This window comes from Amorphoplanes digitatis (assembly GCF_014205335.1).
Lineage (GTDB): Bacteria > Actinomycetota > Actinomycetes > Mycobacteriales > Micromonosporaceae > Actinoplanes > Actinoplanes digitatus.
The window spans coordinates 1,789,529-1,804,031 of record NZ_JACHNH010000001.1 but is presented as its reverse complement, the minus strand read 5'-3'; the positions used below and the strand labels follow the sequence as shown (position 1 = coordinate 1,804,031).

The 14,503-nt window shown below is 73.5% G+C and carries 14 protein-coding genes; 9 read left to right on the top strand and 5 right to left on the bottom strand.

What is annotated here, in order from left to right; translation table 11 throughout:
• The first annotated feature begins 123 nt into the window (after window positions 1-123).
• Complete coding sequence (locus tag BJ971_RS08195; RefSeq protein WP_184991282.1) at window positions 124-1,110, top strand: glycosyltransferase family 2 protein; 987 nt, start codon at window positions 124-126, stop codon at window positions 1,108-1,110.
• Here BJ971_RS08195 and fgd read toward each other — a convergent pair whose 3' ends face one another.
• Window positions 1,111-2,118, bottom strand: a complete 1,008-nt coding sequence (gene fgd, locus BJ971_RS08190) for a glucose-6-phosphate dehydrogenase (coenzyme-F420) (protein ID WP_184991280.1) — start codon at window positions 2,116-2,118, stop codon at window positions 1,111-1,113.
• A 9-nt stretch (window positions 2,119-2,127) separates the two neighbouring features.
• Window positions 2,128-3,972 carry a sigma-70 family RNA polymerase sigma factor gene (locus tag BJ971_RS08185; RefSeq protein ID WP_184991279.1) on the bottom strand — a complete coding sequence of 615 codons (1,845 nt, stop codon included), beginning with the start codon at window positions 3,970-3,972 and terminating at the stop codon, window positions 2,128-2,130.
• 196 nt (window positions 3,973-4,168) lie between these two features.
• On the opposite strand from BJ971_RS08185, the gene BJ971_RS08180 reads away from it, so the two are divergent.
• The 3 genes from BJ971_RS08180 to BJ971_RS08170 all read left to right on the top strand — a co-directional run bounded on the left by BJ971_RS08180 (window position 4,169) and on the right by BJ971_RS08170 (window position 6,027).
• Window positions 4,169-4,576, top strand: coding sequence for an ATP-binding protein (locus tag BJ971_RS08180; protein ID WP_184991277.1), 408 nt, complete (start codon window positions 4,169-4,171; stop codon window positions 4,574-4,576).
• Window positions 4,577-4,675: 99 nt separating this feature from the next.
• Window positions 4,676-5,140, top strand: coding sequence for a MarR family winged helix-turn-helix transcriptional regulator (locus tag BJ971_RS08175; protein ID WP_184991275.1), 465 nt, complete (start codon window positions 4,676-4,678; stop codon window positions 5,138-5,140).
• A 14-nt stretch (window positions 5,141-5,154) separates the two neighbouring features.
• Complete coding sequence (locus BJ971_RS08170; protein ID WP_184991274.1) at window positions 5,155-6,027, top strand: LLM class flavin-dependent oxidoreductase; 873 nt, start codon at window positions 5,155-5,157, stop codon at window positions 6,025-6,027.
• Between the two features lie 650 nt (window positions 6,028-6,677).
• Here the strand turns inward: BJ971_RS08170 and BJ971_RS08165 are convergent.
• Window positions 6,678-7,028: a histone-like nucleoid-structuring protein Lsr2 gene (locus BJ971_RS08165; protein ID WP_184991273.1), complete on the bottom strand. Its 351-nt coding sequence runs from the start codon at window positions 7,026-7,028 to the stop codon at window positions 6,678-6,680.
• 230 nt (window positions 7,029-7,258) lie between these two features.
• Between BJ971_RS08165 and BJ971_RS08160 the strand changes: the two genes are divergently transcribed.
• Entirely contained in the window at window positions 7,259-7,690 is a 432-nt protein-coding gene (locus BJ971_RS08160) for a hypothetical protein (protein ID WP_184991272.1), read from the top strand.
• On the top strand, window positions 7,687-8,976 hold the full coding sequence (locus tag BJ971_RS08155) for a D-alanyl-D-alanine carboxypeptidase family protein (protein WP_377885314.1): 1,290 nt from the start codon (window positions 7,687-7,689) through the stop codon (window positions 8,974-8,976). Before BJ971_RS08160 ends, BJ971_RS08155 begins: the two co-directional genes overlap by 4 nt.
• Before the next feature lie 10 nt (window positions 8,977-8,986).
• Here BJ971_RS08155 and BJ971_RS08150 read toward each other — a convergent pair whose 3' ends face one another.
• Entirely contained in the window at window positions 8,987-9,484 is a 498-nt protein-coding gene (locus BJ971_RS08150; RefSeq protein WP_184991271.1) for a DUF456 domain-containing protein, read from the bottom strand.
• A gap of 148 nt (window positions 9,485-9,632) precedes the next feature.
• On the opposite strand from BJ971_RS08150, the gene BJ971_RS08145 reads away from it, so the two are divergent.
• Complete coding sequence (locus tag BJ971_RS08145) at window positions 9,633-10,337, top strand: PIG-L deacetylase family protein (RefSeq protein WP_184991270.1); 705 nt, start codon at window positions 9,633-9,635, stop codon at window positions 10,335-10,337.
• Between the two features lie 146 nt (window positions 10,338-10,483).
• Window positions 10,484-11,377, top strand: a complete 894-nt coding sequence (locus BJ971_RS08140; RefSeq protein WP_239087319.1) for a sigma-70 family RNA polymerase sigma factor — start codon at window positions 10,484-10,486, stop codon at window positions 11,375-11,377.
• Window positions 11,378-11,439: 62 nt separating this feature from the next.
• Here BJ971_RS08140 and BJ971_RS08135 read toward each other — a convergent pair whose 3' ends face one another.
• A complete protein-coding gene (locus BJ971_RS08135) occupies window positions 11,440-13,779 on the bottom strand; it encodes a HelD family protein (RefSeq protein WP_184998723.1) in 2,340 nt (779 codons plus the stop codon).
• A gap of 184 nt (window positions 13,780-13,963) precedes the next feature.
• Here BJ971_RS08135 and BJ971_RS08130 point away from each other — a divergent pair, with 184 nt between their 5' ends.
• The gene (locus BJ971_RS08130) at window positions 13,964-14,482 is read left to right on the top strand and encodes a hypothetical protein (RefSeq protein ID WP_184991266.1); all 519 of its coding nucleotides are present in this window, start codon (window positions 13,964-13,966) and stop codon (window positions 14,480-14,482) included.
• Window positions 14,483-14,503: the final 21 nt, after the last annotated feature.

The window sequence follows — 14,503 nt, the reverse complement described above, 5'->3', positions numbered from 1 at the left end:
CCCTCCGTAATTCTGAGACCGGTGGTATCCACCTAGTTGACTCACCGTAATCGATTGGTAAGTTGATGGCGGTCTCCACACCCGCAGACCCCGCGCCCGTCCCCCCGCCGAGGAGCCACCGCCATGCCTCCCGCGCCGTCCCCCACCGTGACCGTTGTCATCCCCGCACTCAACGAGGAGCACAACCTGCCCCTCATCCTGGAGAACCTGCCGCCCGTCCACGAGGTCGTCGTGGTCGACGGCCGCTCGCAGGACGACACCGTCGCTGTCGCCCGCGAGGTCCGCCCCGACGTGGTCGTGATCCGGCAGACCCGCTCCGGCAAGGGCAACGCGCTGGTCTGCGGCTTCGCCGCGAGCACCGGCGACATCGTCGTCACCCTCAACGCCGACGGCTCCGCCGACCCCGGCGAGATCTACCGCTTCGTCGACGCCCTGCTCTCCGGCGCCGAGGCCGCGCACGGCTCCCGCTTCCGGCCCGGCGGCGATCACCGCGACGGCGGCGCGCTGGTGCGCGCCGCGCACTTCGTGCTGAGCCGCGCGGTGAACCTCTTCTTCGGCACCCGCTTCACCGACCTCACCTGCGGCTACGACGCCTACTGGCGCGAGCTGATCCCGGCGCTCGAGCTGCCCTCCCCCGAGGTGCGCGGCCCCCGGCGCGGCCTCGCCTGGGGCGAGGGACCCGAGATCGACACCCTGACCACGATCCGGATGGCGACGCAGGGGCTGCGGGTGGTGGAGGTGGCCACCGTCGGCTACCCGCGAATACACGGCGACCGGCAGCGCCGGCTGCTCCCGGCCGCGCTGCGCGCGCTGCGCACCGCCGGCTCGGAGTACGTGCGCCGGTGGCGGATCGGCCACCGACCGGAACCGCGGCACCACCAGACCGCCCGCTACGACCCGGCGCCGGCGCCGGCCCCGTTCGTCCGCGCCGACGAGCCGACCGGGCGCCACGCCGCCCGCCCTCCCGCGTCGCCGGCCCGGGACCGTGCCACCCGGCGCGGCGCTGGCTCACGCCGCCCCGACCTCACCGTCATCCGCGGTGAGGGCCGGGACGAGCGCAGCGGCCCGTCACACCTGCGCGCCGTACCCGGCGAGAACTACTACGGGTAACTAGAGGTTCTTCGCACGGTCACGGAGCCGGGGCAGGATCTCCTCGCCGTACACGTGCAGGAAGCGGTCCTGGTCCGGGCCCGGCGCGTGGAAGACCAGGTGCTTGAAGCCCATCTCGAGGTACTCGGCCACCTTCGCCGCGTGCTCGTCCGGGTCGGACGAGACGATCCAGCGGGTCACCGTGCGGTCGACCGACAGCGCGTCCGCGCGGCGCTGCATCTCGATCGGGTCCTCGACGCCGGTCTTCTCCTCCGGCGAGAGCGCCAGCGCACCCCAGTAGTGGGTGTCGTTGCGCGCCTTCTCCAGGTCCGGGTCGAACGAGACCTTCACCTCGATCATCAGGTCGAGATCGTCCAGCGGGCGGTCCGCCTTCTCCGCACCCTCCCGTACGGCCGGGAGCAGCGTCTCGGTGTACAGCTCGCGGCCCTTGCCGCTGGTGGTGATGAAGCCGTCGGCGATGCGACCGGCGAGGCGGGTCGCGGCCGGGCCGGACGCGCCGATGTAGATCGGCACCGGCTGCTCGGGCTTGTCATAGATCGTGGCGACCTCGGTGCGGTAGAACGCGCCCTCGAAGGTCACGCGGTCCTCGGTCCAGAGCCGGCGGATGAGGGTGACCGCCTCCTTGAGGCGGGCGAAGCGCTCCTTGCCGTCGGGCCAGGCCAGGCCGAGCGGGACCTCGTTGAGCGACTCACCCGAGCCGACGCCGAGGATGACCCGGCCGGGCGCGAGGCAGCCGAGGGTGGCGAACGCCTGCGCGACGACGGCGGGGTGGTAGCGGAAGGTCGGTGTGAGCACGCTCGTGCCGAGCAGCACCCGCTCGGTGCCCGCCGCGAGCGCGCCGAGCCAGGGCAGCGCCGCGGGCGCGTGCCCGCCGTCGTGCCGCCAGGGCTGGAGGTGGTCGCTGACGAAGACCGAGTCGAAGCCCAGCCGCTCCGCCTGAACGCCGTAGCCGAGCAACTCGCGCGGGGCGAACTGCTCCGCCGATGCCTTGTAGCCGAACCGAATCATGCTTCGACCCTATCCTGCGGCCCGGTACGCCCTGCCCGCTTCGGTCGGCGTCGAGGCATCGAGGTAGAGGCCGAAGTCGACGCTGTCGCCGATCGCCGGCAGGCCGAACCAGGCGTACCGCTCGACGAAGGAGCGTCGCCGCATCGCGGCGGTCGTGCCCTTGATGAACGCCGCCTGCTGGGCGCCCGTCGGGTACTTCGGCGTGCCGGTGAAGTTGATCAGGCCGTACTCGGTGACCCAGATCGGCAGGCGGTATCTGGCGTGGACGGCGTCGACGTAGCCGAGGAACTGTGCGACCGCGGCGTCGCTGAAGTCCGAGCCGTACCAGTGCAGGGTGATGAAGTCGACGCGCAGGTTCCTGGCCTTCGCGCCCTTCATGAACCGGTCCAGCCAGCCGCCGGGTGTGTCACCGCCGAACGCGACCGCGGGGCTGCCGAGCCGCATGCCCGTGCCCTCCAGCCCGGGCCAGGCGCCGAGCGCGTCCTCGACGCTCATGTCGGCCTGCCCGGCCATGTCCGGCTCGTTGAAGCCGAGCAGCACCTCGCCCTCCCGCTTCGCCTTGGCGAAGGTCGCGGCGGTGGCGTTCTGCCGGCCCCAGATCATCGGGACGAACTCGACGCCGGCGGGCCCGGGCATGGTGTCGTCGTCCGGCGACCAGTTGTAGTACCAGCCGGCGCCGACGTCCCGCAGCGCGCCCTTGATCCCGTCGAATCGCCAGGTGCCGACGCCCTTCTTGGCCGAGTCGCGAGCCGGCGGCACCGGCGTCGCGGGCGTCCGGGTCCTCGACCTGGCCGCCGAGGGCCGGGCCGACGGCGACGCCGAGGTGGCGCCGGGCGCCGGCAGGGACAGCCGCGGCGCGGGCGCCGAGGTCGACACCACCGCGGCGGCGCCGGCGACCGGCTCGTCGCCGCCGGTGTACACGACCGCGGCGGCGGCACCGGCGACCGCGCCGGTGGCCAGCAGGGCGGTCAGCACCCGCCGGCCGACTCCGGCGGCGCCCCGGACCGCGACCTCCGCGGCGACCGCCTTGCCCGAGGCCGCGGGCGCGGCGGCGTGCCCGGCGGCGTGCGCCCCGCCGAGGGCGGCCGGTCCGCCGCCGTACGCGTGCGGCAGCGGGACGAGCGCCATGCCGGCCAGCAGCCGCTCCGCCGCCACCAGGCCCGACCAGGCCGGCGCGCACTGCCGGCAGTCCCGGGTGTGCCGGGCGATGCGCTTGCGCCAGAGCGCGCCGGGCCGGCGGTCCCAGTCGGCGGTGACCAGGCCCAGCTCCGGGCAGGGCGGGGTCGCCGCCAGCGCCCGGACCACCACCCGGGCCGTCTCCAGCTGGCCCTTCATGCGCTGGATGCGGACCGCGGCGTGCTGCCTGCTCACCTCGATCGCCGAGACGATCTCGTCGCGGGTGAGCTCGCCGGACGCCTCCAGCCACCACAGCGAGAGCAGCTCGCGGTTGTCCTCGTCCAGCCAGCGGGTGGCCTCGGCGGTCTCGCGACGCTGCCCGGCCAGCTCGAGGCGGGTGATCGCCAGGTCGGTGAAGTCGGCGCCCGGGTCGCGCACGTCGTCGGGGAGCAGCACGTCCGGCGCCGACCGGCGTACCCGGTGCCGCTCGCGGACCTGGCGCACGGTGATCGCCACCAGCCAGGACCGGAACGCCGCGGGTTCGCGCAGGTCGCCGAGGTTGCGCAGCACCCGGAGCATGGTGTCCTGGACGACGTCGTCGACGTCGGCGTGCCCGTCCAGTGCCCGGCCGACGATCGTGTACACCAGCGGCAGGTACCCGGCGACGAGGAGGTCGACCGCGGCCGGGTCGCCCGCGCGGGCGGCGACCACCGTCGCGGTGTCCGGTTGAAACGCCATGGGTGTCGTGACCTCTCCGTGGGGCATCGATCATCGCTCGCGTCCGGCGTTTTGCCGACCACGGAAAGGGAGACCGGCCGAACGGCCCGCGATAACAGGAACTTCGGGCGATCAGTTCCGGATCCACCCGAGGTTAGGTCCGGCCCCGAACGGGCACAGACAGAAGCCGAGGCCGGACGAAGGAGGCAGACGCCCCATGCGCATCTCGCTACGACTCGCCCTGCCCCGCGAGGCCGACAGCGTCCCGACGATCCGCCGGCTGCTGCGCTGCGCGCTGTCGCTGTGCCACCTCTCCCGCGACGACGGCCACGACCTGGAGCTCGCGCTGACCGAGGCCTGCGCCAACGTGGTCGAGCACGCCGCGGGCGCCGACCGGATCGAGGTCGACCTCGACGTCGCGGAGGACCGCTGCGCCATCGACGTCCGCGACAACGGTGCCGGCTTCGATCCGTCCACGGCGGGTGGGCCGGCCCGTGGCGACGACCGCGGACGGGGCCTGTTCCTGATCAGGGCGCTGAGCGAGAACGTCCGGATGCAGTCCGCACCGCGCCGCGGCAGCCTGATCCACTTCGAGAAGTCGGTCGCGGGCGCCACGGTTCGGTGAATCCGCGGCCGCGACCGCGGTGCGCCGGACGCGCCTGCGGCCCGCCGCCCGGCCGGTCGGTACGGTGACGCTCACACTTCTCGTACACAGAGGACCGGCATGGAGCCCCTCACAGACGTCGCCGCGGCGGTGGAATCGACGGTCGAGTCGCTGCTGAGCGTCCTTGAGCGCGCCCGGCTGGCGCAGTCGCCGGTGGTACCGCCGGCGCAGTTGCGCGTCCTCACGATCGTCTCGCGCAACCCGCACACCAACATGAGCCGCCTCGCCGAGGCGCTCGAGGTGGTCCCCTCGTCGGCGAGCCGGCTCTGCGACCGCCTCGAGGCGACCGGCCTGCTGCGCCGGGTGCCGGATCCCCGCGACCGGCGGGAGGTCCGGCTGCTGCCGACCCCGGCGGCCCGGCGGCTGCTGGACGAGCTGCGGGACCGCCGCCGCGCGGCCCTGCTCGAGGTGCTGGAGCGCATGAGCCCGGCCCGCCGCGCCGATCTGGTCCGGGCGCTCGGTGCGTTCGACGCGGCCGCCGATCCCCCTGCGGCGGGTGGCGAGGAGGGCCTGCGTTCTGCGTGAGATAGCGTCCTGACGTGCGCATAGGCATCGCGATCCTCCCCGACGAGCGCTGGTCCGTCGCGTCCGGCCGCTGGCGCCGGGCCGAGGAGTACGGCTTCGACCACGCCTGGACCTACGACCATCTGGGCTGGCGTGATCTGGTGGACGGGCCCTGGTTCGACGCCGTGCCGACCCTGACCGCCGCGGCGACGGTGACCGACCGGATCCGGCTGGGCACCTACGTGGCATCGCCGAACTTCCGGCACCCGGTGCACTTCACCCGGGAGATCACCGCGCTGGACGACATCTCCGAGGGCCGGCTGCTGCTGGGCGTCGGCGCGGGCGGCATCGGCTTCGACGCCGAGGTGCTGGGCCGGCCGGAGCTGACCCCGCGCCAGCGGGTCGACCGGTTCGCGGAGTTCCTGGCGCTGCTCGACCTGCTGCTGAGCAACGACCGGGTCGACTTCGCCGGCGACTACTACCAGGCGGTCGACGCCCGCAGCACCCCCGGCCCGGTGCAGAACCCGAGGCCGCCCCTGCTGGTCGCGGCGAACGGCCCGCGCGCCCTGCGCCTGGCCGCCCGGTACGGCGACGGCTGGGTCACCACGGGCGACCGTTTCCTGGACGACCCGGAGGCCTGGTGGCGCTCGGTCGCCGCGGTGAGCGACCGCTTCGCCAAGGCGGAGGCCGACGCGGGCCGCACGCTCGACCGCTACCTCAACCTGGACACGTCGCCGGTGCTGTCGCTGAGCAGCCCGGAGGCCTTCGCGGACGCGGTGGGCCGGGCGGCACGGCTGGGCTTCACCGACGTCATCGCGCACTGGCCGCGGGCGAGCGGCTGGTATGCCGGCGACGAGAAGGTGCTGGAAATGGTTGCCCCGATGCTGCCGGAACTGCGTACTTCCTGAGCCGCCGGTGCGTCTTCGCCGGAATCCTTGCGGCCCTTTCCGGCCGCGGCACCGGCCGGATCGGGCGGCACACGGGAACCGGAACACCGCCCGGCACCGGCACCCGGCGGCGGGCGTTGCCGGGGCCACCAAATGACGGCGCCGCCCGGTCCCGGCGCGACGTTACGGTGGCGGCCTTTCGGCACCGGCCCGGGCTTACCGGACCGGGTGGCCCAATACCCGCGCCGGGTCGGCCGCTATACGCCACGCAGGGCAATGCTTTACACACGCTGGGCCATCGTTAACGGGTTCCGGGCCGGGATTGACGCACCGTCGACCCGTGTTAACACTCGCGAAGACTTTCCCGCCATAGGAGGCGGGCCTTTCCGGCACCCGCGGGGCTCTTTGCGGGTGCGCCGGGCCCATTGCGGCGCGGACCGGACCGCCTGGCGGACTCGCGCCAGAACGGCACGGCCCGCAGTATGCCCGGGGCAGGCATGCGCCAGAAAACGGCGCGGCCCGGAGCGCATCCGGGCCGGGCACGCGCCGGGACCGCGCGAGCCGGGCCGGACGCCCGCCGGGTCCGGCTCGGCCGTCGGCCTCCTGGTAGCGGACACGACGCATCGACCGCGGGCATAGCCGCGGTCGATGCGATCAGGATCCGCCGTGTATCAGCGGCCGTGCGCCGCCCGGTAGGCGCTGCTGACGCTCTGCGGGATGCGGCCGCGCTCGGAGATCTGGTGGCCGTGCTCGGCCGCCCATTCCCGGATCAGCCTGTTCTCGTCGCGGCTGCCGGCGGTGCGGGTGCCGCTCGCCGGCCGGCCCGGGCCACGACCGGAACCACCGCGCCCGATACGGGTACCCGCGTTGATGAACGGGTCCAGCGCCTTACGAAGCTTGCCGGCATTGGCCTCGGAAAGGTCGATGGTGTAGCTCGTCCCGTCGAGGCTGAACTCGACTGTCCGGTCAGCCGGCTTTCCGTCGAGGTCGTCGATGAGAGTGGTGATTACCTGCCGCGCCATAACGACTCCTGACGTAATCCGAAGAACCGCGCCCAGTCTCGCCTGTCGCGACTCCGTGCGCAACAGTTCTCCGGGATTTCACAGACTATCGCCGACTCGGGGCAATTAGCGCGCCGCCTTCCCTAATTGCGACCTTGCTATTTCGGGGTAATCGGCGCCGGACCGATCCGGATGCGCGGCCGCTAAACCCGGGTGGCTGAGTGCGTCCGGGTGCCGTTAGGGTCGTCGCCATGAACGCCGACGACGAGCGTGCCGCCTGGCACGAGCAGCGCCGGCAGGCCGTTGCGGGGCACGCCGCCGCGCTGGAGGCCGGCCGCGCCGCGGAGGCCGAGCAGGCCGGCCGGCTGCTCGCCGACTTCGTGCGGGCGGCCGCCGAGCGCGGCGTGGCGCCGACCGGGCTGCGCGCCCGCGCGTTCGACGGCCGCGCGACCTACCGGACGCGGCTGCGCGGCTGGTACCTCAAGGCGAACCGCTCGGTCGCCGTCGGCGAGGACGGGCACTACTACGTCCTGACCGTGCCCTCGTCGCTGCGGGCCCGCTTCGCGGGCGCCGACGTGTCGCCCAGCGCGCCCCGGCTGATCGTGGGCGCCGGCGGCGGCGACGGCGAGACAATGCCCCTTGCCGAGCTGCTGCGGCGCCGGCTCGACGCGGAGGCCCGGTGACCGTGATTCGGCGCTACACCCCTGCTACCACCCGCCGGCGCGTCGTGGCGGCCGTGACCGCGGTGGTGACCGCGTTCCCCGCGGCGGCCGCCCTGCCGGTACCGGCGGACGCGGTGCCGCCCGTCGCGAGCAAGGTCGAGACCATTCCTTGCCCCCGGCCCAAGGTGAAGCCGCCCAAGGGCCGCCCGGCCCGGCCGACCCCGCCACCGGACGACCCGGTGCTGCGCGCGGTCGGCGGCGACGGCCTGGCCACCGACGGCCTCGTCGTGCCGGCGGGCAGCCCCCGGCCGCCCGCGCTCACCGCCACCAGCTGGCTGGTCGCCGACCTGGACACCGGCGAGGTGCTCGGCGGCTGCGGCCCGCACGTGTACGGCACCCCGGCCAGCGTGCAGAAGCTGCTGCTCGTGGCGACCGTCCTGGACAAGCTCGACCCGAAGCAGGTCATGACCGCCACGGCCGGCGACCTCGACATCGAGGTGAACAGCTCCGCGGTCGGCCTGGTCAAGGGCGGCAGGTACAGCATCGAGACGCTCTGGCTGGGTCTGCTGCTCAACTCCGGCAACGACGCGGCGAACGCGCTGGCCCGCCTCGGCGGCGGCGCGGGCGGGCTGCCGGCCACGATCGACGACATGAACGCCGAGGCGAAGCGGCTGGGCGCGTACCAGACGCATGCGGTGACCCCGTCCGGGCTGGACGGGCCCGGGCAGTTCACCAGCGCCTACGACCTGGCCCTGATCGCCCGTTCGTGCTTCGCCAAGCCCGACTTCCGCAAGTACGCGCTGACCAGGACCGCCCAGATCCCCGCGCAGAAGAAGCTGAAGCGGGGCGGGTTCCAGATCCAGAACGAGAACAAGCTGGTCTACAACTACAAGGGCGCCCTGGGCGGCAAGACCGGCTTCACCACCCTGGCCCGGCACAGCTACGTCGGCGGCGCCGAGCGCAACGGCCGGCGCCTGGTCGCGACCGTGCTCGGCGCCGAGGCCGCGCCGCTGCGCGGCTGGCAGCAGGGCGCCGCGCTGCTCGACTGGGGCTTCGCCCTGCCCAAGGACGCCTCGGTCGGCAAGCTCGTCGCGCCCGAGGACGTCGCCGCGACGAGCACCGCCGCCGACGGGAGCGCCGCGCCGGCCGCACCGGCGCAGGGCGGCAAGGACGCCTCGGCCGCCGGGACGACGACGGACCGCGGCCTGTCGCTCGGCATGGCCGCGGTGATCGCGGTGGTGCTCGCCGCCACCCCGCTGCTGCTCCTGCTCACCCAGCGGCGACGCCGGCGGGTGCGTAGCCGCTAGCGGCTAGCGGCTACGCCGCCACGAGTCCGAAGACCCAGATCACCGCGATGCCGAGCGCCGCGGCGAACTCCACGAGCAGGGACAGGCCCACCGCGGCCAGGGCCTGCCGGCTCGACGGCCAGGCCTGACCCGGGCCGAGCCGCACCCGCTCGGCCAGCCAGAGCCCCAGGACGAAGCCGAGCACCAGCCCCACCACCGGCACCACGAAGAAGCCGACGATGCCGAGCACGCCGCCGGCGAATATCGAGGACGTGGGCACGCCGGTGCTCTTCAGGCGGCGGCCCGGCCACAGGTACTTCACCACCGTGCCGGCGATCGCGACCACCGTGGCCAGCGCCAGCACCACCCAGCGCCCGCCGCCGACCTCGCCGAGGATCGCCCAGAGCAGCACCGCCAGCCAGCACAGCAGCAGCCCCGGCAGCACCGGGATCACGACCCCGAGGATCCCGGTGAGCATCGCCACGCCGGCGATCAACGTGACAACGGTGCCGGTATCGGTCAGATCCATACCAACCAGCCTGCCGCAGCCGCGCCACAACCCTCAACCCGCGCGACCGCCCGCCGATGGGGCTCAGCAACGCCGAACCCCCTCGGCGGCGCCCATTCACACGGGAGGCCGATGTGCGTCGAGTACACACCCCACCCGGATGCGCGGCATGACCCGCAGCGTGCTCGCCGTCGGCGCGCACCCCGGCGACATCGAGTTCGGCTGCGCCGGCACCCTTGCCGCGCACCGGGCCGCCGGCGACTCCGTCACCATGCTGGTGCTCACCTGCGACGGACCGGACACCGCACGCAGCAGGCAGGCGGAGGCGGCCGCGCGGGCGCTCGACTGCCTGCTCGTCTGGGGACCGCAGGCCGCCGAGCGCCGTTCCGGCGCGGACCGCCGGGCGCTCAGCCGCGGCCCCGGCGACCGCCGCGTACACCGCCCGCGCGCCGATCAGCCCTGGGGCTCCGGCCCGGTCACCCCGGACGGCATGACCGTCGCCGCCATCGAGAACGTGCTCACCGGCGTCGACGCCGACGTGATCTACGTGCACGCACCCGACGACGCCGACACCGAGCACCGGGCCGCCGCCGTCGCCACGCTCGCCGCCGCCCGGCACAGCGGCCGGATCCTGCACTACGCCGTCGACTCGACGCTGAGCTTCGCCCCGGCGCTGTTCGTCGACATCTCCGCGTACCTGGGGCGCAAGCTGGCGGCGCTCGCCGCCGCGCCGCACCCGGTCGATCCCGAACTGCCCACCGGCACGGCCCGGCACTTCGGCGCGCAGGCCCGGGTCCGCTACGCGGAGGCGTTCGCGCCGGCCCGCTTCGTGTGGGACCTGGCGACGGCGGATCTCCCCGCTAGGACGACTTGAGCAACTGAGACGAGCGCAACCGGGAGGCAACGCTGCGCCACCGGGCCGCGCACCCGTAGTCACCCAGAGTTTCCCCTTGTCAAGCCGTGGGCCACCAGCCGCGGGTCACGGACAACACACGGGGGAAATACATGACCAGTGCCGCCATGACGACCGCTGCCGACAGCGCGCCCGCCGTCCCGGCGCTGTCCGCCGCCGAGCAGGAAGAGCTGATCCGGACCCACATGCCGTTGGTCGGTCACCTCGTGCGCGACATGCTCACCCGCATCCCCAACCACATCCACCGCGACGACCTCACCAGCGCCGGCCTGCACGCGCTGGTGACCGCGGCCCGCGGCTGGGACCCGACCCGTGGCATCCCGTTCCACCGCTTCGCCACGACCCGTATCCGCGGCGCGATCCTCGACGAGCTCCGCTCGCTGGACTGGGCGACCCGCTCGGTGCGCACCAAGGCCCGGATGACCGACACCACGCGGCAGAGCCTGACCACCACCCTGGGCCGCACGCCGACGAACGAGGAGCTGGCGCAGGCGCTGGGCACCACCACGACGGACCTGCACCAGACCGACAACGACGTGCAGCGCGCGACAGTGCTGTCCCTGCAGGGCTTCACCACCAGCAGCGCAGACGACCTGGTCACCGAGCGTAACCCCGGCCCGGAGGACATGCTGCTGCGCCGCGAGCAGATCGGCTACCTGCACCACGCCATCGAGTCGCTGCCGGAGCGCCTGCAGACCGTCGTCACGGAGTACTTCCTCAGGGAGCGGCCGATGGCGGACATCGCCGCCGACCTGGGCGTGACCGAGAGCCGGATCAGCCAGCTGCGCGCCGAGGCGCTGTCGCTGCTCAAGGACGGCCTCAACACGCACCTCGACCCGCACCTCGCGCCGGAGGTGGAGAACCCGGAGAGCATCGTCGCGCGCCGTCGCGCCAGCTACTTCGCGACGATCGCCGGCAACACCAGCCTGCACTCGCGGCTGGCACTGACCAACGCGCACGGCCTGACCCCGCTGGCCATCCAGGACCCGACGGCCGCCTGAGCCACGGGCGACTCAAGAAGGGCCGGCGCGATCGCGCCGGCCCTCTTTCGTCGCGTCGCCGATCAGGCCAGGGCGTTCAGGACCTTCGGCAGGTCGGCGGTGTGCAGCACGCCGAGCGCCAGGGTCGAACGGGTGACCGCCACGTAGAGGTCGCTCAGGCCGCGCGGGCTCTCCGCGAGGATCCGGTCCGGCTCGACCACGATCACGCTGTCGAACTCCAGGCCCTTCGCCTGCCGCACCGTCATCAGCACGATGTGGTTGAGCAGGTCGGGCTGCTCGCCGACCGCCGACTCCGGGATCGCCGCCGTCAGCTCGCGGCCGAGCTCCTCCTCGAGCTCCGCCGGCACCAGGACGCCGACGCGCCCGCCCGTGACGCCGCCCGCCTCCCGGCGTACCGCCTTGATCAGCTCCGTGGCCAGCTCGGCGGGCCGCACCCGGGCCGCCCACGGCTCGACGCCGGCCGTCCGGACCGACCGCGGCGGCCGCAGCGACGGGTCGACCGCGGCGAGCACGTCCGCGGCCACCGTCATCACCTCAGCCGGGGTGCGGTAGTTGACGCTCAGCTCGGCCAGCCGCCAGCGCTGCGCGACGTACGGCTCGAAGACCTGCTCCCAGGTCGTCGTCCCGGCCAGCTCGCCGGTCTGCGCCACGTCGCCGACCACGGTCATCGACCGGCTCGGGCAGCGGCGCATCAGCAGCCGCCAGGCCATCGGCGAGAGCTCCTGCGCCTCGTCGACGATCACATGGCCGAAGACCCAGTTGCGGTCGGCGGCCGCGCGCTCCGCCGCGGTCCGGGTGTCGATCACCTCGTGGCGCTCGACGAAGGCGCTCGCGTCCACGACGTCGATCGCGGAGAGCACCTCCTCCTCCTCGTCCTCGAAGTCGAGCGAGCGGGAGCCCTCGACGATCTCCAGCACGCCCTCGGCGTACTCGATCGCCTGCTCGCGTTCGCGGGCCACGGCCCGGGCCCGCAGGGTGTCGTCGACGCCGAGCAGCTCGGCGAGCTCGTCGAGCAGCGGCACGTCGGCCGGCGTCCAGCCGGCCCGGTGCGCGCGCAGCAGCAGCCCGCGCTCGTCGTCGGTGAGCCCGGGCGCGGCCGACGCCAGCCGGCCGGCGTCGGCGAGCAGGTCGCGCAGCACCTGCCGCGGGGTGAGGATCGGCCACAGGTCGAAGAGCGCGGCCTGCACGTCGGCGTCCTCGCGCAGCTCGCGGCGGGTCTCGGCGAGGTCGGCCTCCTCGAGCAGGTTGTCGCCGCCGAGCGGGTCGGCGCCGATGCGCTCGGCGATCTGCAACGACAGGGTGTGGATGACCGCGGTCACGAAGATCGACCGGGCCAGGTTGTGCGGGCGCCCGGAGCGCCGGGCCTCGTCGCGCGCCTGCTCGCAGACGGCCCGCTCGATGCGCAGCGGGAAGCCGTCGTGATCGACCTCGACGTGGTCGTCCGGCACGGTCTGCCGGTCGGCGACCGCGGCGGCGAGCACGTCCAGCATGTCCGTGCGGCCCTTGAGGGCGGCCGCCTCCGGCGCCTCGGCGGCCCGGGCGGTCACGCCCGGGAACATGTCACCGAGGGTGGCGAGCAGCACGCCGGTCTCGGCCAGCGAGGGAAGCACCTGGGAGATGTAGCGCAGGAACGTCGCGTTCGGCCCGAGGATGAGCACGCCCTGCTTGGTCAGCTGGGCGCGGTGCGTATAGAGCAGGTACGCGGCGCGGTGCAGCGCCACCGCGGTCTTGCCGGTGCCGGGGCCGCCCTGCACCACGAGGACGCCCGGCAGCCCGGCGCGGATCACCTCGTCCTGCTCGGACTGGATCGTCTCGACGATGTCGCGCATGCGCCCGGTGCGGTGCGCGGTCAGCGCGGAGAGCAGCGCGGCCTCGCCGGTCACGTCCTCACGGCCGCCGGCCGCGCCGGCCGCCAGGTCCAGCACCTCGTCGTCGATGCCGGTCAGCTCCCGGCCCCGGGTACGCAGGTGGCGCCGGCGGGTCACCCCCTCGGGTGACACGGCGGTGGCGAGGTAGAACGCCCGCGCCGCGGGGGCACGCCAGTCGACGAGCAGCGGATCCCGGGTGCGGTCCTCGGCGAAAAGCCCGATCCGGCCGATGTAGCGCGGATTGTCGGCGGCGAAGTCGAGCCGGCCGAAACACAGACCATTCTCGACCGCATTCATCTGGGCGAGTTGTTCGGCCCAGTGACTACGGGTCGCCTCCCGCTGCGATCGGCCCTGCGGCGTGCCGCCCGCCTCGAGCAGGATCGACCGCAGCCGCTCGTCGGCCTGCTCACGCAGCAGATCGAGGCGGCCGTAGAGCGTCGCGAGGTAGGTCTTTTCAGACTCGATGTCGTCGTTCCGCTGTGTTTCCGTACTGCCGGCGGAGCTTGACAAAGCTACTCCTTGCTGTGGTAGCATTCCGAGGTCAGCCACCCTTTGAGGTGGCTTTTTTGCTTTCCATGGAAACGCTCAGAATAGCTGATGTCTATGTCGGGCGGCGACACGGTCGGCGAGGTTACGGCCCGCGCGGGCAAGTGTAAGGAATCCGTCACCGCGGACCCTGGGCCGTTACGCCGGGCGGCACATCGACATTAAGCGGTACATGAACCACAGCCACCCGTTCCGACGCCTCGGCGCGCTGGCGCTCATCGCCGTCGCCGCGCTCACCCTCACCTCCGCCTGCTCCGACGACAAGGCCGACGCCCCCGCCGGCAACGCCGCCGCGGCCGCACCCGGCGGCCCGGAGCCCAAGACCATCGAGGCCGCCAAGACCGCCGCGCAGACCGTGTTCGACCGCTTCAGCGGCGGCGACTTCGCCGGCGCCTGGGAGGGCTACACCGCGGCCGGCAAGAAGGCCATCAGCAAGGACGACTACGTCAAGCTGAACACCGCCTGCTCCCGCAAGGGCCTCGCCATCCAGCTCACCAGCGCCCGCATGGACGGCGCCGACCGCGCGATCGTCATCGCCAAGCAGCTCGTCGCGGCGCAGTCGTACACCATGGTGTACGAGGGCGACGCCTGGAAGCTCGAGCCCGCCAAGGAGGGCCTGGCCCTCTACGCACAGGGCGCCGACAAGGCCATCGCGGCCCAGAAGAAGGCCGGCACCTGCGCCAACGCGTAAATCCACCGCCTGGGGCCGGTC

Coding starts and splice junctions, on each gene's coding strand:
- BJ971_RS08195 (WP_184991282.1), top strand. CDS start 124: ATGCCTCCCGCGCCGTCCCCCACCGTGACCGTTGTCATCCCCGCACTC.
- fgd (WP_184991280.1), bottom strand. CDS start 2,118: ATGATTCGGTTCGGCTACAAGGCATCGGCGGAGCAGTTCGCCCCGCGC.
- BJ971_RS08185 (WP_184991279.1), bottom strand. CDS start 3,972: ATGGCGTTTCAACCGGACACCGCGACGGTGGTCGCCGCCCGCGCGGGC.
- BJ971_RS08180 (WP_184991277.1), top strand. CDS start 4,169: ATGCGCATCTCGCTACGACTCGCCCTGCCCCGCGAGGCCGACAGCGTC.
- BJ971_RS08175 (WP_184991275.1), top strand. CDS start 4,676: ATGGAGCCCCTCACAGACGTCGCCGCGGCGGTGGAATCGACGGTCGAG.
- BJ971_RS08165 (WP_184991273.1), bottom strand. CDS start 7,028: ATGGCGCGGCAGGTAATCACCACTCTCATCGACGACCTCGACGGAAAG.
- BJ971_RS08160 (WP_184991272.1), top strand. CDS start 7,259: ATGAACGCCGACGACGAGCGTGCCGCCTGGCACGAGCAGCGCCGGCAG.
- BJ971_RS08150 (WP_184991271.1), bottom strand. CDS start 9,484: ATGGATCTGACCGATACCGGCACCGTTGTCACGTTGATCGCCGGCGTG.
- BJ971_RS08145 (WP_184991270.1), top strand. CDS start 9,633: ATGACCCGCAGCGTGCTCGCCGTCGGCGCGCACCCCGGCGACATCGAG.
- BJ971_RS08140 (WP_239087319.1), top strand. CDS start 10,484: ATGACGACCGCTGCCGACAGCGCGCCCGCCGTCCCGGCGCTGTCCGCC.
- BJ971_RS08135 (WP_184998723.1), bottom strand. CDS start 13,779: ATGCTACCACAGCAAGGAGTAGCTTTGTCAAGCTCCGCCGGCAGTACG.
- BJ971_RS08130 (WP_184991266.1), top strand. CDS start 13,964: ATGAACCACAGCCACCCGTTCCGACGCCTCGGCGCGCTGGCGCTCATC.